15 protein-coding genes are annotated in these 19,414 nt (G+C 66.9%); 11 read left to right on the forward strand and 4 right to left on the reverse strand.

The window, feature by feature from the left end:
• Positions 1-78: 78 nt before the first annotated feature.
• The 4 genes from ACFQEY_RS02845 to ACFQEY_RS02860 all read left to right on the forward strand — a co-directional run bounded on the left by ACFQEY_RS02845 (position 79) and on the right by ACFQEY_RS02860 (position 6,685).
• Entirely contained in the window at positions 79-1,836 is a 1,758-nt protein-coding gene (locus ACFQEY_RS02845) for a 2-oxoacid:acceptor oxidoreductase subunit alpha (protein WP_379764585.1), read from the forward strand.
• 3 nt (positions 1,837-1,839) lie between these two features.
• Positions 1,840-2,703, forward strand: coding sequence for a 2-oxoacid:ferredoxin oxidoreductase subunit beta (locus tag ACFQEY_RS02850; RefSeq protein WP_379764587.1), 864 nt, complete (start codon positions 1,840-1,842; stop codon positions 2,701-2,703).
• A gap of 152 nt (positions 2,704-2,855) precedes the next feature.
• Positions 2,856-5,165 (forward strand): PAS domain S-box protein, encoded by a 2,310-nt coding sequence (locus ACFQEY_RS02855; protein ID WP_379764589.1) that lies wholly within the window; start codon positions 2,856-2,858, stop codon positions 5,163-5,165.
• A gap of 284 nt (positions 5,166-5,449) precedes the next feature.
• The gene (locus tag ACFQEY_RS02860; protein WP_379764591.1) at positions 5,450-6,685 is read left to right on the forward strand and encodes a digeranylgeranylglycerophospholipid reductase; all 1,236 of its coding nucleotides are present in this window, start codon (positions 5,450-5,452) and stop codon (positions 6,683-6,685) included.
• Between the two features lie 16 nt (positions 6,686-6,701).
• On the opposite strand, the gene aroA is transcribed toward ACFQEY_RS02860, so the two are convergent.
• Entirely contained in the window at positions 6,702-8,111 is a 1,410-nt protein-coding gene (gene aroA / locus ACFQEY_RS02865; protein ID WP_379764593.1) for a 3-phosphoshikimate 1-carboxyvinyltransferase, read from the reverse strand.
• Between the two features lie 117 nt (positions 8,112-8,228).
• Between aroA and ACFQEY_RS02870 the strand changes: the two genes are divergently transcribed.
• The gene (locus ACFQEY_RS02870) at positions 8,229-8,762 is read left to right on the forward strand and encodes a multiprotein bridging factor aMBF1 (RefSeq protein ID WP_379764595.1); all 534 of its coding nucleotides are present in this window, start codon (positions 8,229-8,231) and stop codon (positions 8,760-8,762) included.
• Positions 8,763-8,819: 57 nt separating this feature from the next.
• Here the strand turns inward: ACFQEY_RS02870 and ACFQEY_RS02875 are convergent, their stop codons facing one another.
• Together ACFQEY_RS02875 and ACFQEY_RS02880 are read right to left on the reverse strand one after the other, a co-directional pair.
• Positions 8,820-9,236, reverse strand: a complete 417-nt coding sequence (locus ACFQEY_RS02875) for a disulfide bond formation protein B (protein WP_379764597.1) — start codon at positions 9,234-9,236, stop codon at positions 8,820-8,822.
• The gene (locus ACFQEY_RS02880) at positions 9,233-9,997 is read right to left on the reverse strand and encodes a DICT sensory domain-containing protein (protein WP_379764599.1); all 765 of its coding nucleotides are present in this window, start codon (positions 9,995-9,997) and stop codon (positions 9,233-9,235) included. Before ACFQEY_RS02880 ends, ACFQEY_RS02875 begins: the two co-directional genes overlap by 4 nt.
• Positions 9,998-10,636: 639 nt before the next feature.
• Between ACFQEY_RS02880 and tpiA the strand changes: the two genes are divergently transcribed.
• The 5 genes from tpiA (at position 10,637) to ACFQEY_RS02905 (ending at position 16,755) form a co-directional block, all read left to right on the forward strand.
• Positions 10,637-11,281, forward strand: coding sequence for a triose-phosphate isomerase (tpiA, locus tag ACFQEY_RS02885; RefSeq protein WP_379764601.1), 645 nt, complete (start codon positions 10,637-10,639; stop codon positions 11,279-11,281).
• 205 nt (positions 11,282-11,486) lie between these two features.
• Positions 11,487-13,439 (forward strand): molecular chaperone DnaK, encoded by a 1,953-nt coding sequence (dnaK, locus tag ACFQEY_RS02890; RefSeq protein WP_379764603.1) that lies wholly within the window; start codon positions 11,487-11,489, stop codon positions 13,437-13,439.
• Positions 13,440-13,498: 59 nt separating this feature from the next.
• On the forward strand, positions 13,499-14,659 hold the full coding sequence (dnaJ, locus tag ACFQEY_RS02895) for a molecular chaperone DnaJ (protein ID WP_379764605.1): 1,161 nt from the start codon (positions 13,499-13,501) through the stop codon (positions 14,657-14,659).
• A 55-nt stretch (positions 14,660-14,714) separates the two neighbouring features.
• Complete coding sequence (locus ACFQEY_RS02900; RefSeq protein ID WP_379764607.1) at positions 14,715-15,035, forward strand: cupin domain-containing protein; 321 nt, start codon at positions 14,715-14,717, stop codon at positions 15,033-15,035.
• A gap of 922 nt (positions 15,036-15,957) precedes the next feature.
• A complete protein-coding gene (locus ACFQEY_RS02905) occupies positions 15,958-16,755 on the forward strand; it encodes a hypothetical protein (RefSeq protein ID WP_379764609.1) in 798 nt (265 codons plus the stop codon).
• Between the two features lie 93 nt (positions 16,756-16,848).
• On the opposite strand, the gene ACFQEY_RS02910 is transcribed toward ACFQEY_RS02905, so the two are convergent.
• On the reverse strand, positions 16,849-18,753 hold the full coding sequence (locus tag ACFQEY_RS02910) for an ABC transporter substrate-binding protein (protein WP_379764611.1): 1,905 nt from the start codon (positions 18,751-18,753) through the stop codon (positions 16,849-16,851).
• A 156-nt stretch (positions 18,754-18,909) separates the two neighbouring features.
• Between ACFQEY_RS02910 and ACFQEY_RS02915 the strand changes: the two genes are divergently transcribed.
• Complete coding sequence (locus tag ACFQEY_RS02915; RefSeq protein ID WP_379764613.1) at positions 18,910-19,407, forward strand: LabA-like NYN domain-containing protein; 498 nt, start codon at positions 18,910-18,912, stop codon at positions 19,405-19,407.
• Positions 19,408-19,414 lie beyond the last annotated feature (7 nt).

The following is a 19,414-nucleotide window of genomic DNA, read 5'->3' on the forward strand; positions in this document are numbered from 1 at the left end:
AAGGACGAATGTGCGAAAATACGTCGGTAGCTCCTTCCAGAAGTCTTTTGATGAGTCCGGCGAAAGCCCGGGTATAGCATGGCTGCGGACTTCAACTGGGCCGTCGGCGGGGAGGCCGGCGACGGCATCGACTCGACCGGGAAGATCTTCGCGCAAGCGCTCTCTCGAGCGGGTCGACACGTGTTCACGTCGAAGGACTTCGCCTCGCGGATCCGGGGCGGCTACACCGCCTACAAGGTGCGAACGTCCGTCGACAAGGTACAGAGCGTCGTTGATCGGCTCGACGTGCTCATCGCGCTGACCCCGCGGACCATCGAGGAGAACCTCGACGAGCTCCACGAGGGATCGGTGATCATCTACGACGGCGAGCGGACCACGATGCAGGACGTCGAGATCCCCGACGAGATGATCGGAATCGACGTCCCGCTCAAGCGGCTCGCCGAGGAGGCCGGCGGGGCGATCATGCGGAACGTCGTCGCGCTGGGTGCGGCCTGCGAGGTCGCCGAGTTCCCCATCGAGAATCTCGACTCCGCGCTCGAAAAGCGCTTCGCGGACAAGGGACAGAAGCTCGTCGACAACAACAAGGAGGCCGCCCGCGCGGGGCGGTCGTACGTCGCCGACGAGTTCGACCACGAGTTCGACTACGACCTGGAGACGACCGACGAGGACTACGTGCTCCTCAACGGCGACGAGGCCATCGGCATGGGAGCTATCGCGGCGGGGTGCCGCTTTTATGCCGGCTATCCGATCACGCCCGCGACCGATGTGATGACGTACCTCACCGGCCGCATCGAGCGCTACGGCGGCCACGTCGTGCAGGCGGAAGACGAGCTGTCCGCGATCAACATGGCGCTCGGTGCCGCCCGCGGGGGCGCGCGATCGATGACCGCTACGTCCGGTCCCGGGATCGACCTGATGACGGAGACGTTCGGGCTCATCGCTACCTCGGAGACGCCGCTCGTCATCTGTAACGTGATGCGGTCCGGACCGTCGACCGGAATGCCGACGAAACAGGAGCAGGGCGATTTGAACCAGATGCTGTACGGGGGCCACGGCGAAGTGCCCCGGTTCGTGCTCGCGCCGACGACGATCGCGGAGTGCTTCTGGAAGACCGTCGAGGCGTTCAACCTCGCCGAGAAGTATCAGCTCCCGGTGTATCTCACCGCGGACCTCTCGATGGCGGTCACCGAGCAGACGTTCACCCCGGACACGTTCGACATGGACGAAGTGGAAGTCGACCGCGGCTTCGTCGTCGACGAAGCCACCATCGACGATCACATGAGCGAGTCGGGCGGCTTCCAGCCGCACGAGATCACGGACGACGGAATCTCGCCGCGGGCGTTCCCCGGCACGGCCGACGGCGCGCACATGTCCACCGGCCTCGAACACGACGAGCAGGGTCGTCGGACCGAGGACACGGAGATGCGCGTCGAGCAGGTCGACAAGCGCAACCGAAAGGTCGAGACTGCGCGCGAGCGCGAGGACTGGAGCCCGCGCGAGTTCGGCGACGCCGACGCCGACACGCTCGTGGTCACGTGGGGCTCGAACGAGGGTGCCCTCGCCGAGGCGGTCGACCTCCTCGAGGACGAGGGACAGGCCGTGCGGATCCTCTCCGTACCGTACATCTTCCCACGGCCGGACCTCTCCGAGGACGTCGAGGCGGCAGAGACCGTCATCGTCGTCGAGTGCAACGAACGGGGGCAGTTCGCGGACCTCGTCGAGCACGACGTCTTGGCCCGCGTGGACCGGATAAACAAATACAACGGCGTGCGGTTCAAGGCGGACGAACTCGCAAATGACATCAAGGAGACCCTCGCGGAGGGGGTGGAGGCGTAACCAATGAGCTCAGACATTCGATTCACCGACTTCAAGTCCGACAAGCAGCCGACCTGGTGCCCGGGCTGTGGCGACTTCGGAACGATGAACGGGATGATGAAGGCGCTCGCCGAGACGGGAAACGACCCCGACAACACCTTCGTCGTCGCCGGCATCGGCTGTTCCGGAAAGATCGGCACGTACATGCACAGCTACGCGCTTCACGGCGTCCACGGTCGCGCGCTCCCCGTCGGGACCGGCGTCAAGATGGCTCGGCCCGACATCGAAGTCATGGTCGCCGGCGGCGACGGCGACGGCTACTCCATCGGCGCGGGTCACTTCGTCCACGCCGTTCGGCGCAACGTCGACATGACGTACGTCGTGATGGACAACCGCATCTACGGCCTGACGAAGGGTCAGGCGTCCCCGACCTCCCGCGAGGACTTCGAGACTTCGACGAGCCCGGAGGGTCCCAAGCAGCCGCCGGTCAACCCGCACGCACTGGCGCTCGCCTCCGGAGCGACGTTCATCGCGCAGTCGTTCTCCTCCGACGCGCTCCGTCACCAGGAGATCATCCAGAAGGCGGTCGAACACGACGGGTTCGGCTTCGTGAACGTCTACTCGCCCTGCGTCACCTTCAACGACGTCGACACCTACGACTACTTCCGCGACTCGCTCGTCGATCTGAAGGAGACCGAGCACGATCCGACCGACAAGGCGGCCGCCAAAGACGTCATCTTCGACGCCGAGACGGAACACCAAGGGATCATCTATCAGGACGAAGACTCCGTGCCGTACCACGAACAGCACGGCGTCGACGAGGACATGTCCGTCATCCCGGACGGCGCGCCCGAGAGCGCGACTGACCTCGTTCGAGAGTTCTACTGATTAACACGGGCGGCCACTCGCTCCGGAAGGCGTTGATTCGGCGATTCGCTTCGGACGATGCTAATGCAGCGACAACATCGTCGATGTGGCGACAACGACCCCGATGCGGCGGCAATACATCTATTTATGCGGGACGTGAGCATCACTCAGTGATGGACGAGATCCGGGTTCTCCACGTCGACGACGAGCCCGACTTCTCCGATCTGACCGCGACGTTTCTCGAACGCGAAGACGATCGGTTCGTCGTCGAGACGGCGACGTCGTCGGCGGACGGACTGTCGGCCCTCGCGGACGGATCGTTCGACTGCGTGATCTCCGACTACGACATGCCCTCGCGGACAGGGATCGAGTTTCTCCGGGATGTCAGGGCGGAGCGACCGGACCTCCCCTTCGTGTTGTTTACCGGGAAGGGGTCGGAGGAGATCGCGAGCGACGCGATCCGCGCCGGCGCGACCGACTACCTCCAGAAGGGGATCGGGACGGAGCAGTACGAGCTGCTCGCGAATCGGATCAGAAACGCCGTGAGCCAGTACCGGAGTCACAGGGCGGAACAGCGGCTCGTCGAGGTGGCGGCCCACACCGATCAGCTCATCTCCGTCTTCTCGAGCGACTGGAGCGAGGTGCTGTTCGTCAGCTCCGCGTACGAGCGGCTGTGGGGCCGGTCGGTCGAGGCGCTTCGCGAGGACCCGACGGACTTCTTGAGCGGGGTTCACCCCGAGGACAGGCGGGCCGTCCGCGACGGGATGGCGCGGCTCTCGGCCGGCGAGCCGATCGAGATCGAGTGTCGGGTGAACGCGGCGGAAGACCACCGACGGTGGGTGCGGATCCACGGAGATCCGATACGTGACGGGTCGGGAGCCGTCGCCCGCGTCGCCTGCGTCGGCGCGGACATCACCGAAGAAAAACGATCGCGACGGCGGCGGGAACGCCAACGCGAGACGCTCCTGGAGCTCGCGACGGACGAGGCGGTCGTCAACGGAGAGTTCGACGCCGCCATCCGACAGATCACGGAAACGACCGCGGAGGTGTTGGACGTCGACCGGGTCAACGTCTGGTTGAGCGAGACCGCCGGGGTGACCCCGTCTTCGACAGCGGACGGAGCGGCGCTCGTCTGCGTGGATAACTACGATCGGCGCACCGGCGACCACGACGGAGGGATGCGACTGCGTACGGGCGAACACCCGACGTACGTCGAGGCGCTCGAAACGAACCGCGCGATCGCCGTCGACGACGCGGCCGACGACCCGCGGACCGCGGAGCTGGCCGACGAGTACCTCGACGCGAAGGGGATCGGAGCGCTGTTGGACGGGACGCTCCGATCCGAGGGAGACGTCGTCGGCATGATCTGTCACGAACACGTCGGCGGACCGCGCGAGTGGACCGACGACGAGATCGAGTTCGTCAGCGACGTCGCCGACGTGGTCCACCGGGCGGTTCGCAACCACGAGCGCGCCGCGCGTGAACGCGAACTCCGGCGGTACGAGACCATCGTCCAATCGCTCGCTGACGCCGTGTACACGCTCGATCAAGGCGGCAACATCGACTTCGTCAACGATCGGTACGTGGAGATGAAGGGGGCCTCCCGCGAGGAGCTGCTCGGGACGCCGATCGACCGGCTGGTGAGCGATTCCGTAATGGAACGGACTCGATCGATGTACGAGGCGCTCGATCGGGGCGAGCTCGACGTCGCCCGGATCGAGTACGACTTCCGGACGATCGACGGCGAGGAGATCCCGTCGGAACTCCGATTTACCCCGTTGCCGGGTTCCGAGGGGAGCGTCGCGCGGGTCGGCGTGATACGTGACGTGACAGAGCGAAAGCGTCGGGAGCGCGAGCTCGAACGGCAGAACGAGCGGTTGGAAGAGTTCGCCAGCGTCGTCTCGCACGACCTGCGAAATCCGCTGCACGTCGCCGAGGGGAACCTCGACCTCGCTCGCGAGGAGTACGACAGCGATCGGCTGGACGCCGCCGCGAACGCCTTGGATCGAATGGGCGTGCTGATCGACGATCTGCTCGCGCTCGCTCGCGAGGGGGAATCGGTCGACGAGACGGAGCCGATCGATCTCGACGAGGTCGCGGACGCCTGCTGGCGCAACGTCGACACCGGAGGCGCGGTGTTGACCGTCGAGACCGACGTCACGATTCGAGCGGACGAAAGTCGGCTGCGACAGCTCCTCGAAAATCTGTTCCGCAACTGCGTCGAGCACGGCGGAGACGTGGCCGTTACGATCGGCGAACTTGACGGCTCGACTGGATTCTTCGTCGAGGACGACGGCGATGGGATCCCGGCGGACGAGCGAGAGGCGATCTTCGAGAGCGGGTACTCGACCGCCGCGGGGGGAACGGGCTTCGGCCTCACGATCGCCGAGGAGATCGCCGACGCGCACGGGTGGACGATCCGAGCGACGGACGGGAGCGCCGGCGGGGCCCGATTCGAACTCACCGGCGTGACGTTCCCGTGAGGGGAGCGGTGCCCCCATGAACAGGGCGACGTCCCGGTGATCGCGACAGCGTGCCCTCATGAGCACGGCCATGTCCCGGTGACCGCGACAGGGTGTCCGTGACCGCGACAGGATGTCCGTGACCGCGACACCGCCCGCATAAACTGTGGTATCGCACGCGACCGCACTCAACCGGCGTATTCCGACCTCGCCTCACGGGCAAAATACGGCGACTGGGGCCGCTCAGGCGTCGATCGCGACCGGTTTCAGCAAGCCTAATTACGTGGGTCCGTATTGACGGGTATATGGTTGATCGCTACGACGTCGTGATCGCGGGTGCCGGACCGGCGGGTGCCCAGTGCGCCCGCGATCTGGCGACGCGAGGCTACGACGTCGTCGTTCTCGAAACGGAGTCGGAAGCCGAGTTCCCCCGCCAGAGCAACAAATCGACCGCCGGAACGTTCCCGTCGATGATGTCCTCCTTCGGCGTCCCGGACGACGTGGTCATGTCGTACACCGACGACGTCGTGTTGGAGTCCCCGAACAGTTACTACGAGAGCTACCAGCCGGGCGCGGTGCTGGAGTTCGCCGAGTTCAAGCGCTTCCTCGTCGCGGACGGCCGCGAAAACGGTGCCGAATACTGGTTCGACGCCCGAGTCTCCCGACCGATACTCGACGACGACGGCGTCATCGAAGGAGTGCGGTACAACGGCGACGAGGAGGTGTACGCCGAGGTCGTGATCGACGCCACCGGACCCGCCGCGCCCCTCGCGAGCGCGCTCGACGTGGTCGACTTACGGCGCGAGAATCAGGCTATCGGCATCGAATACGAGATGGAGGGCGTCGAGATGAATCACCCGGAGTACGCCGACTTGCGGCGAGCGATGATGCTCCGACTCGACCACGACATCGCTCCGGGGGGCTACTCGTGGATCTTCGCCACCGGCGAGGATTCGGCGAAGGTCGGGCTCTGTTACATCCAGAACGACCGTCACCGCGAGTTCGCCGACGAGGGACAGACGGTCGACGGATACCTCGAGGCGTGGATCGACCGCGACCCGCGCTTCGCGGACGCCGAGCGGCTCGGTGGGAAGGTACACCGCGGCTCAGCGCACATTCAGATGCCGGACCAAATGCACACCGACCGCTTCCTCGCTATCGGCGACGCGGTCCCGAGCATCGATCCGCTGTGGGGCGAGGGGATTCACAAGGGAATGAAGTCGGCTCGCGCCGCGGCGGCCACCGTCGACCGGTGTCTCACCGACTCGGAGCGCCGCCTCGACGCGGAGAGCCTCGCCGTCTACGAGCGACTTTGGCATCGGGACGTGGCCCCCCGAATGCGCTCGCGGCTGATGCTCACGCGCCTGTTGTACCTCGCGCCGAACAAGCGGTACGACCGGTTTATGCGGGACCTCCAGCGGGCCGACGAGAACACCCTCGAAAAGGCGAACCGGGGCGATAAGGCCGCGATGTCGAAGCTCCTCCACCTCGACGACCTCCCGCTTCTGGTAAAATTCGCCCGCGAGCGGTTCGGGTCCTAAGTCGCGTCGCCGCGGATCAGGCTGTCTCGCCGTCGCGCTCGACGGTCATTCCGAGGTCGGCCATCGCCTCGAAGAAGTTTGGGAACGAGACGTCGACGTGCTCGCCGCCGCGGATCGTCGTGGTGCCCTCGGCGACGAGGGCGGCGACCGCGAGCGACATCACGATCCGGTGATCGGCGCGGCCGTTGACCGCAGCGCCGCGTAGCTCGCTTTCGTCGCCGTGAATCGTCAGCGTGTCCGGTTCCTCCGTCGCCTCCGCACCCAGCTTCTCCAGCTCCTCGGCCATCGCCGACACGCGGTCGGTCTCCTTGTAGCGCACGTGCTCGCAGTTCACGATCCGGGTGTCGCCCCCGGCGACCGCGCCGAGCGTCGCGACGGTCGGGAGGAGGTCGGGCGTGTCGCCGACGTCGACCTCGACACCCGACAACTCGGATCGCTCGACGGCGATGACGCCGGTGTCGCGGTCCCAGTCGACGTCGGCACCCATGCGCTCCGCGATCTCGACTATCGCCGAGTCGCCCTGTGCGCTCGGTCGGGCCCCCTCGATTCGGACCTGTTCACCGGGGGCGGCGGCGACCGCGCCCGCGGCGACGAGGTACGAGATGGACGAGAAGTCGCCCGGAACCGTGTAGCTTCCGTCCGCGGGCGCATACGACTGCCCGCCGGGGACGGCGAACCCGGCAGCGCCGGATGCACCGTCGAGGACATCGCCACCGTCGCCGATCGGCTCCGCCTCGACCCCGAACTCGGCGAGGAGTTCGAGCGTGATATCGACGTAGGGCGCGGACTTGAGGGGGGTGGTCAGGTCGATATCGATCCCCTCCTCCGTGACCGCGCCGGCCATCAGCAGGGCCGTGACGTACTGCGAGGAGACGTCTCCCGGGATCGACACCTCACCGCCCGCGAGCGGCCCGGAGACGACGAGCGGGGCCCGTCCGTTACCGCGGGTCGATTCCGCACGCGCGCCGAGGTCCGTGAGAGCGTCGAGGAGCGGCCCTTGCGGCCGCGAGCGAAGCGATCCGTCTCCCGTGAGGACGGTCGCGCCGTCCGCGAGCGCGGCCGCGGCGGTGACGAGCCGCATCGTCGTCCCGGAGTTCGCGCAGTCGATCACGTCGTCGGGGACGCTCGGTCGACCGTCGAAGCCGTCGACGGCGAGGGCGTCGGCGTCGTCGAGCGCGGCATCGTCACGGGCAGCAGCGTCGTCGAGTGCGGCGGCGTCACGGGCGTCGCCGGTCACGGGAGCCACGTTGCCGCCGAAGGCGGTGACGGCGCGGGCGGTCGCCTTCGTGTCCGCCGAAATCAGCGGCGATCGAACGGTCGCGCCGTCGCTGTATCCCGCCGCCAACAGCGCGCGGTGGGTGTAGCTCTTCGAGGGAGGCGCGCGGGTCGTTCCCCGCACGGTCGACTGGGTGACGTGGACGTCCATACTTCCCCTGCCGTCCCCGGCGACAAGTCGGTACCGGACGCGGCACGATCCGTGGCGATTCGGCGGCGTCGGTCGCCCGGCGCACCCTTTATACCACCGGGAGCGTTACCGTCGCGTATGCCCCAGTGTGAGATGTGCGGTGCCGACCAGGCCTCGTTGACGACGACGAAGGTCGAAGGTGCCGAACTGGAGCTGTGCAGCTCGTGTACGGACTTCGGTACCGAGGTCCGGGACGAGTCGACCGGCTCCGGCGGCAGCAAGTACTCCACGAGTTCGAGCACCGGGAAGTCGTCGTCCTCATCGTCTTCCTCGTCGTCCGGCTCCGGCGGTTCCTCCGGCGGATCGACGCGTCCCCGCGACATGTTCGACGACATGGACGAAATCGCCACCGACTACGACGACCAGATCCGCGACGCCCGCGAGTCTCGCGGCCTGAGTCAGGAGGAGCTCGCCGACCAGCTCAACGAGAAGGCGAGTCTCATCCGCAAGCTCGAACGCGGCGACACGCTTCCCACCGACGACATCCAGCGCAAGCTGGAGCGCGCGCTCGACATCTCGCTCGTCGAGGGCGAGTCCGTCGAAGACGCCGAATGGGACGGTAGCGACGCCGGCACCATGACGCTCGGCGACGTGGTCAAGCGGAAGGACTGAACGGACTGCCCGGATCGAGCGTCTCTGGACCCGCCCGGCGTCGCCTCTCGATCGCCGCTATTGTTTGACCCGCATCCACATTCCGACGAGCAGGACCGCGAGCAGCCCGAACGCGACGAACGAGAGGTTCGGGATCGTGAGATCGAGCACTGGCATTCGCCACTGCACGGTCGCACACGGGCCGCCGAACGCGCACTGGTCCGTCGTCGCTTGAAGGTACGAGTGGTACGCGGAGAGACACAGCCCGAGACCCGCCAGCGGCAGTGCGGTCCGCGAGACCGCCGGTCGGTTCTCGACGGTCGCGACGCCCAGCACCACGACGAGCGGGTACATGAGGATCCGCTGGTACCAACACAGATCGCAGGGATCGAGTCCGAGACCGAGGCTGAACCAGAGGCTCCCGGCGGTCGCGATCGTCGCGACGAGCGTCGCGCTCGACAGCCAAGCGGTCGTCTCTGAGCCCCGGACAGTCACGCCGTCGCGCCTCCATCGTCCGTCTGTTCCGATCCCCCGTAGCGCTCGGTCAGGTAGTCGATTACGTACTCGACCGTCTCGGGGTCGTAACTCCAGAATCCGTAAAACTCGCCCGGCGCACGCTCCTCGGCGAGCAGCGCGCACGTCGCCTCGTCGAGCCCGCCGCCGTCGTACGCGACGAACCACGTCTCACGGATCTCGGACGTTCGCCCGACGTGGACGGTGTAGTGCTCCACGTCGGGAGCGTTCCCCTCGTCCGCCGCGTACGCGTGAACGTCTAGATCGTCTCTCCCACCGAGCAGATCGTAGGTGTCGGCCTCGCCAGTGAGCACGTCGAGCGTCTGGAAGCCAGCGTGGAGCTCGCCGCGCCCGACGCGCCACGCGCGGTCTTCGATTTCTCGCGAGGCCGCCACCATGCCAGCCCGCGAGTAGGACGTGAACATCGTCTCGTCCAGGTGGTCCAGAATCGGCTCGCCGACCCGGGAGCCGTCCCCGGATCCATCTCCGGAATCGGACCCGGAGCTATTCCCGGAGCCGGACTCGGGAAGTAGCTCCTCGACGGCGACGGCCGTGACGAACGCGCCGTCCCGCGAGAGGACGGCGAAATCCGCCGGGCCGACGGCCGTCTGTCCGTCGACTATCCGGACGTTGCGGTCGGCGAAGTGGTCGCGGAGCGCGTCCGCGACCGCCGGATCCGCGTTGAAGACGGTAACCGTGGCCTCGCGAGCTTCCACGCCGGCGATGAGCTCGATGAGGGACATCTCTCGTCGAGACCCACAGTACCGGGGTATGAGGTCGTTTATGCTCTCCGGGCTCTCTTGATACCCACCACACGTGACCGACCCTGCGCCGATGCCGCCAATGCAGGAACTGCGACGAGGGATACCGGGAGTGGGTATTGCAGACCGCCGCCAGTGACGTGATATTTAAAAGAAATGAGCGCGGAATGGACGACCCCTTATAAATAAACGACGCGGTGGTGCGCCTCCGAGCGTCCGTTTTAAACGGACGCGAGGAGCCCGCGAGGGACGCCGCGAGCGAAGCGAGCGGCGAGGCTGGGGCTTTGTGAGTGGTTGCCGCGCAGTCAACCACTTATAAGCAATCAACGCCAGAAACACGGCTATTCACCGCGCCGTCAACGACATATAAACAGCCGACAGCAACACCACTCGTTCACTTATAAACGGTCACCTCAACACAATGAGATCCATACTCCCGGAATCAATCAAGAGGCACTGTTCAGCGACCAACTGTTTCGGACGAATTGTCTCTTAAAAAGATGATCTCGACAGAGCCGCTCCGTGCGAATCACCGTCGGGGGAGATCACGGAAATGCGAATCACCGTCGGAGCATCGCCGGAGCATGAAGCTATTTGCGCCCGCGGCGCTCCAGTCCGAGTATGTTCATCCTGGTGAATCTCAAGGCGTACCCGTGCGATCCGATCGACGTGGCGACCGCCGCCCGCGACGTCGCCGAGGCGTCCGGCGCGCGGATCGCGATCTCCCCGCAGGCCGCCGACGTCGCTCGCGTCGCGGAGACCGGCGTCGAGACGTGGGCCCAGCACGTCTCGCCGAACGCACACGGCTCCCACACCGGATCGACGCTCGCAGAAGCTGTCGCGGACAACGGCGCAGAGGGGACACTCATCAACCACTCGGAGAACCGCCTCAAGCTCGCCGACGTCGACGGCTCCGTCCGCGCGGCCGAGCGGGCGAACCTGGAAACGATCGTCTGTGCGAACAACCCCGCACAGGTTGGGGCGGCCGCAGCCCTCGGTCCCGACGCCGTCGCCGTCGAGCCGCCGGAGCTCATCGGCGGCGACGTTTCCGTCTCGACGGCCGACCCAGGAATCGTCGAGGACGCGGTCGCGGCCGCCGAGGCGGTCGACCCCGCGGTCGACGTGTTCTGCGGCGCGGGCGTCTCGACCGGCGACGACGTGGCCGCCGCGGGCGACCTCGGTGCCTCCGGCATCCTGCTGGCGTCCGGCGTGGCCAAGGCCGACGACCCCCGGGCGGCACTTGAGGACCTCGTCGGCGGGATCTGATCTCGTTGGCTGGATATCACCAAGAAACGCCGTCCGTTCGGCACCGAGCCGGCCACGGCTGCTGCGCTTGCGGATCTGTATAAAGACATCGATGTGACCAGTTCACACGATCGGGAAATCGCACGACTGCGACTAGATAGGTGCCATCGAGAAATCGCGCCGTCTAGTAACCTTTAACCGACACAAGACGCTACCTTTGGCCAAGATGGCGAGCAACAAGATTCTCGGTATCGACCTCGGTACCACCAACTCCGCGTTCGCGGTAATGGAGGGCGACGAGCCCGAGATCATCGCGAACGCGGAGGGCGATCGGACCACGCCCTCCGTCGTCGCGTTCGCCGACGACGACGAGCGACTCGTCGGAAAGCCGGCGAAGAACCAGGCCGTCCAGAACCCTGACCGGACGATCCAGTCGATCAAGCGGCACATGGGCGAGGACGGCTACACGGTCGAGATTGGTGACGAAACGTACACCCCCGAGCAGGTCTCGGCGATGATCCTCCAAAAGATCAAACGCGACGCCGAGGAGTACCTCGGCGACGACGTCGAGAAGGCCGTGATCACGGTCCCCGCGTACTTCAACGACAAGCAGCGACAGGCGACGAAGGACGCCGGCGAGATCGCCGGTTTCGAGGTCGAGCGAATCGTCAACGAGCCGACCGCGGCCTCCATGGCGTACGGGCTCGACGACGAGTCGGACCAGACCGTTCTCGTGTACGACCTCGGAGGCGGCACCTTCGACGTCTCGGTCCTCGATCTCGGCGGCGGCGTCTACGAGGTCGTCGCCACGAACGGGGACAACGACCTCGGCGGCGACGACTGGGACGAGGCCCTCATCGACCACCTCGCCGAGGAGTTCGAGAACGACCACGGGATCGATCTCCGCGATGACCGGCAGGCGCTCCAGCGGCTGAAAGACGCCGCCGAGGAGGCGAAGATCGAACTGTCGAACAAGAAGGAGACGACCGTTAATCTCCCCTTCATCACCGCGACCGACAGCGGGCCGGTCCACCTCGAACAGTCGGTCACGCGCGCGACGTTCGAGAACCTCACGAGCGACCTCATCGAGCGCACCGTCGGTCCGACGAAGCAGGCGCTCTCCGACGCCGGCTACTCGACGGGCGAGATCGATGAGGTCATCCTCGTCGGCGGTTCGACTCGGATGCCGCAGGTCCAGGAGAAGGTCGAGGAACTCGTCGACCAGCAGCCGAAGAAGAACGTCAACCCCGACGAGGCGGTCGCGCTCGGCGCGGCGGTCCAGGGCGGCGTGCTCTCGGGCGACGTCGACGACATCGTCCTGCTCGACGTCACCCCGCTCTCGCTCGGGATCGAGGTGAAAGGCGGCCTCTTCGAGCGGCTCATCGAGAAGAATACGACCATTCCGACCGAGGAATCGAAGGTGTTCACGACGGCCGCGGACAACCAGACGTCGGTGAACGTGCGCGTCTTCCAGGGCGAACGCGAGATCGCCGAGGAGAACGAGCTACTCGGCGCGTTCCAACTGTCGGGGATTCCGCCGTCACCGGCCGGAACCCCGCAGATCGAGGTGTCGTTCAACATCGACGAGAACGGGATCGTCAACGTCGAGGCCGAGGATCAGGGCTCGGGCAACGCCGAATCGATCACCATCGAGGGGGGCGTCGGGCTCTCCGACGATGAGATCGAGGAGATGCAGGAGGAAGCCGAAAAACACAAAGCGGAGGACGAGGCCCGCCGCGAGCGGATCGAGGCCCGCAACGAGGCCGAAACGTCGATCCAGCGCGCGGAGACGCTCCTCGAAGAGAACGAGGAGGACCTCGACGAGGACCTCGTCGGCGACATCGAGGCGGCCATCGAGGACGTCGAGGAGACGCTCGAGGACGAGGACGCCGACACTGAGGAGTTGGAATCGGTCACCGAGGCGCTCTCCGAGGAACTTCAGGAGATCGGCAAGCAGATGTACCAGGAGCAGGCGGCGCAGGCCGGTCCGGGTGGCGCTGGCGGCGCGGCCGGCGGTGCCGGTCCCGGTGGCGCTGGCGGCGCTGGCCCCGGCGGCATGGGTGGTGCGGCGGGCCCCGGCGGTGCGGCGGGTCCCGGTGCCGACCCCGACGGTGACGACGAGGAGTACGTCGACGCCGACTTCGAGGACGTGGACGACGAAGACGAAGACGAAGAGTAGCGACGACCCATCCGACCCCGGCGGATCACCATCCACACAACTATTCACGAACGTAACGCATGAGCGAGGACTTCTACGACGTCTTGGGCGTGTCGCGGGACGCCAGCGAGGACGAGATCAAACAGGCGTACCGCAAGCGGGCTGCCAAACACCACCCCGACGTCAGCGACGACGAGGACGCCGAGGAGCGGTTCAAGAAGATCCAGAAGGCCAAGGAGGTGCTCACGGACGAACAGAAACGCCGGCAGTACGACCAGCTCGGCCACGACCGGTTCACCGAGGCCGACAAGCGCGGCGCGACGGGAGGCGGCGGCCCGGGCGGTGCTGGCGGTCCCTTTGGCGGCGCGGGCGGTGCAGGCGGCGCCGGGGGATTCGAGGACATCTTCAACCAGTTCTTCGGCGGCGGCGCGGGTCGCGGCGGCGGTCCCGACAACCGACCGCGACAGGGCCGCGACCTCAAAACGGGTCTCACGATCGATCTGACGGAGGCGTTCGAGGGCGCGACGAAACAGGTCACGCTCACGCGTCCGACCGCCTGCGACACCTGCGACGGCGCGGGACACCCCCCGGACGCGGACGTGGAGACGTGCCCGCAGTGTAACGGTCGCGGACAGGTTCAGCAGGTCCAGCAGACGCCCTTGGGACGCGTCCAACAGACCTCGACGTGCCCGCGGTGTGAGGGCGAGGGCGAACTGTACAGCGAGGACTGCGCGGACTGCGGCGGTGACGGCGTCGTCCGCGAGGAGGCGACGCTCTCGGTGGAGATCCCGGCGGGGATCCGCTCGGGGCAGAGCCTCCGGATGGAGCGCGAGGGCGCGCCCGGTGAGAACGGCGGCCCGAACGGCGACCTACTGATCGAGGTCGACGTCGACGTGGGCGACCGATTCGAGCGCGACGGCGACGACCTGCACGTGAGCGAAGCGGTGTCCTTTCCGCAGGCCGTCTTCGGGGACACCATCGCGGTGGAGACGGTCGACGGCAGCGTCGAGATGGACGTCCCCGCCGGGACCCAGAGCGGCGAGACGTTCCGACTCAAAGGGAAGGGAATGCCGCGGCTGCGTCGGCGCGGCCGCGGCGACCTCTACGTGCAGGTCGGGGTCGTCATCCCCGAGTCGCTCAACGAGGAGCAGCGGGAGGCGCTGGAGGCGTTCGCCGAGGCAGGTGGCGAGGACATCGACGTCGGCGGCGGTTTCTTCGAGAAGCTGAAGAGTTCCTTTTAAGCATCCACCCTCGCCGACCCGTAGCTTTTCCGGGGTTCGGCCCGTCCGCCCTGCTATGGGCTACGACGCGACCGCCTACGACGACGTGGAACCGCGCGCACCGGGTATGCACTTCCTCCGCGACGCGCTCGACTGCGAGCGGCTCGGCGTGACCGTCGTCGAGGCCGACGACGGGTGGGAGGGGATGGAACACGAGCACGCCGAGGACGGACAGGAGGAGGTGTACGTGCTGATCCACGGCGAGGCGACGCTCACGGTCGACGGCGACGCTGTCGAGCTCGGCCCCGGCGACGCGGTGCGCGTCGACGCCGACTCGACGCGCGATCTCACCTTCGAAGCCGACGGCTCGAAGATGGTCATCGCCGGCGCGCCCTGAGAACGAGCTCGCTTCGACCCGTACGGAATGGGTTCACAGGTCGGCCACGCGGGTGCGGGCGAGGCATCTGCGGCTCGATTCGGTCGTGAATCGTTGCCGAGGGAGTGCCGTTCCGCATCGACCCGACCGATCGCTTATAAGACGTTACTGGAGCGGTGAGCACATCGGCTCTGTCGAAATCCGCTTTTTCAGACACAACACGGTGTGACACAGCCGATCGTTGAAGAGCGTGTCTCGATCGATCACGGGTACAGGGATCTCATTGTGTTGGGGTGGTCGTTTATAAGTGATCGAATGGTGTTGCTGGCGGCTGGTTATATATCGTTGCTGGTGCGGTGAATCGTTGTGTTGCCGGCGTCGATCGCTCATAAGAGGTTGACTGCGCGGTGAACCTCTTCAAAGCCCCCGCCGCTCGCTTATAAATCATTGCTGGTGCGGTGACCACTTCCAAAGCCCCAGCCGCGAGGCGGGCGCACGCTCGCTGCGCTCCTCACTCCGTCGCTCACTTCGTTCGCTCCTTCGCTGCGGTGCTTGTGTCGCCTGCGTCCGCCTCGCGGCTGCCCCTTTGAATCCCACCCCGCACAGCACCGCAACCGCACCTCACGCCTCCCCAACCTCGCCGCTTCGCGCCTTATAAAGGCGCTCACGGCGTCCCTCGCGGGCTCCTCGCGCCCTGTGGGCGCTCGGAGGCGCGCCAACCGCTCGATCATTTATAACCAGCCGTCGCTCCCTCAGTTCTACCTTTAACTACCACGTCGCCGGCGGCGGTCTGCAATACCGCCTCCCGAAATCGCTCGTCGCTATTGCAGTACTGACTGCATCCGGGACAATGCGCGTCACTACTGGAGCGCACCGCCTCGCTCCTCGGTCAGTTGGCGGCGGACCCGCTTCCTTTTAGCCCCCACCGTTCTGAGCCTCGCACATGGACGTGATCGGCGATCTCCTCGAACGCGATCGACGGAGCCGCGACGTCGCGATCGTCACGGCCGACGGCCGGGAGCGCACGTATCACGACGCGATCACCAACGCGTACAAGGCGACGAACGTGCTGCGTTACCTCGGCGCGCGCGAGGGATCGACTGTCGCAATCGACCCCGCCCCGGGACTCCACACGGCGCTCGCGTTCCTCGGCGCGGCCCGGCTCGGCGCGCCGGTTCGGTTCGATCCCGACGCGGGGATCGAGGCGGGGGACTGCGTGGTCCTCGTCGACGTCGCCGACGAAGCGACGACCGACCCGACGCCCGGAACGAACCTCGCCGCGTTCGGCGGACCGCCCGAACGCCCGGAAACGACCCACTGGGAACAGGAGCTGTGGAGCGAGAACCCGGCGACGCCGCCGAGCGACGTCGCTCCGGCCGATCCCGTACTCCGCGGCGCAGATCCTCATCGCGCTGAACCGGCCGCTCGCGACATCTCCCACCGCGATCCCACTCCTCGCGACATCTCCCACCGCGACCTCCTTGCTGCAGCCTCGTCGGTCGCCGAGCGGTACGAGATCGAGCCGGGGACGCGGGTCGTCCTCCGCTCCGACCTCGCTGACCCGCGCGCGCTGGCCGCCGGGCTCCTCGCGCCCCTCTCGACGGGCGCGACCGCCGTGCTGACCGATCGGAACCGGGAGCCGGAAGCTGAGTCGACCGACACCGCGGTGTCCGTCGTCGCCGCCGGAGCATCCGCAGCGGCGCAGCGGGACGTGGCGCTCGATCCGATCGGAGTTCGGTGACCGCGGCGGCGGGGCCGACTGCTGCGGTCTCTGGGAACGCCAGCGGTGGGCGGCGGGGACGTCTCGGAGATCGCGCGGTCGTCCGACGTCCCCTCACTCGTACCGCCACGCGGGGAGATCCCAGCCGTTCGAGAAGCTCTCTATCGGACCCGTGAGCCCGTCACGGTACCCGACAGCGCCGTCGGGAAACGCCAGCGTGACGTAGGGCTGTTCCGCGGCGACGCTCGCGAACAGTTCTGCGAGCGCGTCCGCGAGCAGCTCTCGGCGGTCAGCCCGCCGCGCGCGGTCGAAAAGAGAGGTCGCGTCGAACTCTGGGTAGTAGCCGACAGCGTTGTGCGGGGCCGTCGCCCCGTCGAAGAACGCGGCATTCGAGAGGGGATTCCTCGGGAACGTGTTCGAACCGAACGCGACCTCCATGTCCCAGTCCTCCGCCGACGTGACGCTCCGCGGTCCCGGGTTGGCCGCAGTCGGCCGCGTCCACTCCACCGTGTCCCCGTTTACCTCGTCCGCGAGCGCGTCGGGCAGGTCGGTGACCTCGCCCGCGTCGTTCCGCGTCGGCGTCGGGAAATCAGTCGTCGCGTAGTACTCGGCCTCGAATTGAGTGCGGTCGACGGCCTCGACGCTCACGTCGATCCCGAGGTTCGATCCGAGCTCGCCGGCGACGAACTCGGCGACCCGTCGGTTCGGTTCGCGATCCGCGTCGCGGTACAGGTCGAGGCGAACCCGGTCGCCGTCGGGACCGACCATGTCCTCGCCGTCGAACGCGTACTCGTGTGCCGACCGGTCGAACGCCGCTCTCGCGAGATCGCGGGCGTAGTCGCCGCCGTACCGATCGCTGACGCCGAACGTCGGAACGTCGCCTTCGGGCGGGTGGAACTCGCCGAACGGCGGCTGCCAAGCGAAGTTCGGCTCGGCGAATCCGCGGAACACTTCGTCGATGAGCCCCTCCTTGTCGACGGCGCTCGCCATCGCCTGTCTGAACTCCCTGTACCGGAACAGGTTCCCCGGACCCGCCGTCCACCCGTTGTCCCGCATGTTGACGGCGATCCGCTCGGCGCGGGAACTCGGGATCCGGTCGACGCGAATCTCCTCGGCATCCCGGTACGTACCGAGGCGCTCCAACGGGATCGCCGCCGAGTCGATCTCGCCAGCTTCGAGCGCGGAGAGCCGGGCGTCCCGCTCGGCGAGGACCCGTATCGACGCGGCGTCGAAGTGGGGTGCCTCGGCGAAGGCCTCCGGCAGGTCGCCCCTTCCGAGACCGTCGGCGTTCCGAAGGTAGTAGTCGTCGTTGCGGTCGTATCGCACCCCCTCGCCTCGCCGCCACTCCTCGAGGACGTACGGTCCGAGGTTGCCGGTGAACCGGAGTTCGGTGAGCTCCTCGTCCCGTCGAAGCCCCTCGGCGTCCTCCGCGTCGACGTACGGTTCGAGGAGTTCCCGGGGGATGGGATACACGAGCGGATCGTAACTCTCGGGCCACAGGAGCCGGGGCGCATCGAGGGTCGCGCGAAACTCGTATTCGCCGGTCTCAGTCACCGTAACGCCCCGCCAGCTCTCCGCCGCGGGAGAGTCCGCCCACTCGCTCTGGTGAACTTCCCGGATCAGGTACGCGAAGTCGCTCGCCGTCACCTCGCCGTACGGGTCGCTGAACCGGAGCCCCCGTCGCACCTCGAACGTCCACGTCTCCCCGTTTTCCGTGGACATATCGTAGAGGAGCGGGACGTACTCGCCGCTCTCGTCGAACGCGTAGCCCTGATCGAGCACGCGGGCGAGGGCGTTCCCCGCACCGCTCCCCGCGACGTAGATCGGATTGAGCGTCGCGAGCGGAGCAGAGACCGCCGTCGCGAACGTCGTCGTGTCCGTGCCGCGATCGTCGCCGTCCGCACCGCCGCGGGAACACCCCGCGACCGCCGCCGCGACGCCGCATCCGAGCACGGAAAGTGACTCCCGTCTCCCGATTTTCAAACCCTCGCGGTCGCCATTACCGCGTCGTCGTTCCATCCCCTCACACTACGAGCACGTATATAAATGGGTTCAGATGTCCGACGGCCCTCCGCGGACAAGTTGTCTCGCCACGATTTGCGCCACGATTCGTCCCGCCGTCGATCGGGGGCGCGGATCCAAAAGCCCCTAACCCGTCGCGATGAAGGGCCCGATATGACCGACATCCACCCTGACCAGCGCGTCGCGGTGTTAGCCGACTCACAGAACCTGTACCACTCCGCACAGAGCGTTTACTCGCGAAACATCGACTACGCTGGACTGTTGGAGGAGGCGGTGAACGACCGCGCGCTCGTCCGCGCCATCGCGTACGTGATCCGGGCGGACTCCCCCGAGGAGGAGAGCTTTTTCGAGGCGCTCCGCGATATCGGCTTCGAGACCAAGATCAAGGACATCAAGACGTTCGCGGACGGGTCGAAGAAGGCCGACTGGGACCTCGGGATGAGCCTCGACGCCGTCTCGCTCGCGAGCCACGTCGACACGGTCGTGATTTGCACAGGCGACGGCGACTTCGCGCGCCTCTGTTCGCACCTCCGCCACGAGGGCGTCCGCGTCGAGGCGATGGGTTTCTCGAACTCCGCCGCCGACGAGCTGATCGAGGCCGCCGACGACTTCGTCGACCTCGCCGAGCGCGAGGAGACGTTCCTGCTGTAGCCGGCGT

The organism is Halorubrum trueperi (assembly GCF_042662525.1).
GTDB classification, from domain to species: Archaea; Halobacteriota; Halobacteria; order Halobacteriales; family Haloferacaceae; genus Halorubrum; species Halorubrum trueperi.

What these genes read in the sequence shown, in the direction of transcription:
- ACFQEY_RS02845 (WP_379764585.1), top strand. Translation starts at nt 79, where the DNA reads ATGGCTGCGGACTTCAACTGGGCCGTCGGCGGGGAGGCCGGCGACGGC.
- ACFQEY_RS02850 (WP_379764587.1), top strand. Translation starts at nt 1,840, where the DNA reads ATGAGCTCAGACATTCGATTCACCGACTTCAAGTCCGACAAGCAGCCG.
- ACFQEY_RS02855 (WP_379764589.1), top strand. Translation starts at nt 2,856, where the DNA reads ATGGACGAGATCCGGGTTCTCCACGTCGACGACGAGCCCGACTTCTCC.
- ACFQEY_RS02860 (WP_379764591.1), top strand. Translation starts at nt 5,450, where the DNA reads ATGGTTGATCGCTACGACGTCGTGATCGCGGGTGCCGGACCGGCGGGT.
- aroA (WP_379764593.1), bottom strand. Translation starts at nt 8,111, where the DNA reads ATGGACGTCCACGTCACCCAGTCGACCGTGCGGGGAACGACCCGCGCG.
- ACFQEY_RS02870 (WP_379764595.1), top strand. Translation starts at nt 8,229, where the DNA reads ATGCCCCAGTGTGAGATGTGCGGTGCCGACCAGGCCTCGTTGACGACG.
- ACFQEY_RS02880 (WP_379764599.1), bottom strand. Translation starts at nt 9,997, where the DNA reads ATGTCCCTCATCGAGCTCATCGCCGGCGTGGAAGCTCGCGAGGCCACG.
- tpiA (WP_379764601.1), top strand. Translation starts at nt 10,637, where the DNA reads ATGTTCATCCTGGTGAATCTCAAGGCGTACCCGTGCGATCCGATCGAC.
- dnaK (WP_379764603.1), top strand. Translation starts at nt 11,487, where the DNA reads ATGGCGAGCAACAAGATTCTCGGTATCGACCTCGGTACCACCAACTCC.
- dnaJ (WP_379764605.1), top strand. Translation starts at nt 13,499, where the DNA reads ATGAGCGAGGACTTCTACGACGTCTTGGGCGTGTCGCGGGACGCCAGC.
- ACFQEY_RS02900 (WP_379764607.1), top strand. Translation starts at nt 14,715, where the DNA reads ATGGGCTACGACGCGACCGCCTACGACGACGTGGAACCGCGCGCACCG.
- ACFQEY_RS02905 (WP_379764609.1), top strand. Translation starts at nt 15,958, where the DNA reads ATGGACGTGATCGGCGATCTCCTCGAACGCGATCGACGGAGCCGCGAC.
- ACFQEY_RS02910 (WP_379764611.1), bottom strand. Translation starts at nt 18,753, where the DNA reads ATGGAACGACGACGCGGTAATGGCGACCGCGAGGGTTTGAAAATCGGG.
- ACFQEY_RS02915 (WP_379764613.1), top strand. Translation starts at nt 18,910, where the DNA reads ATGACCGACATCCACCCTGACCAGCGCGTCGCGGTGTTAGCCGACTCA.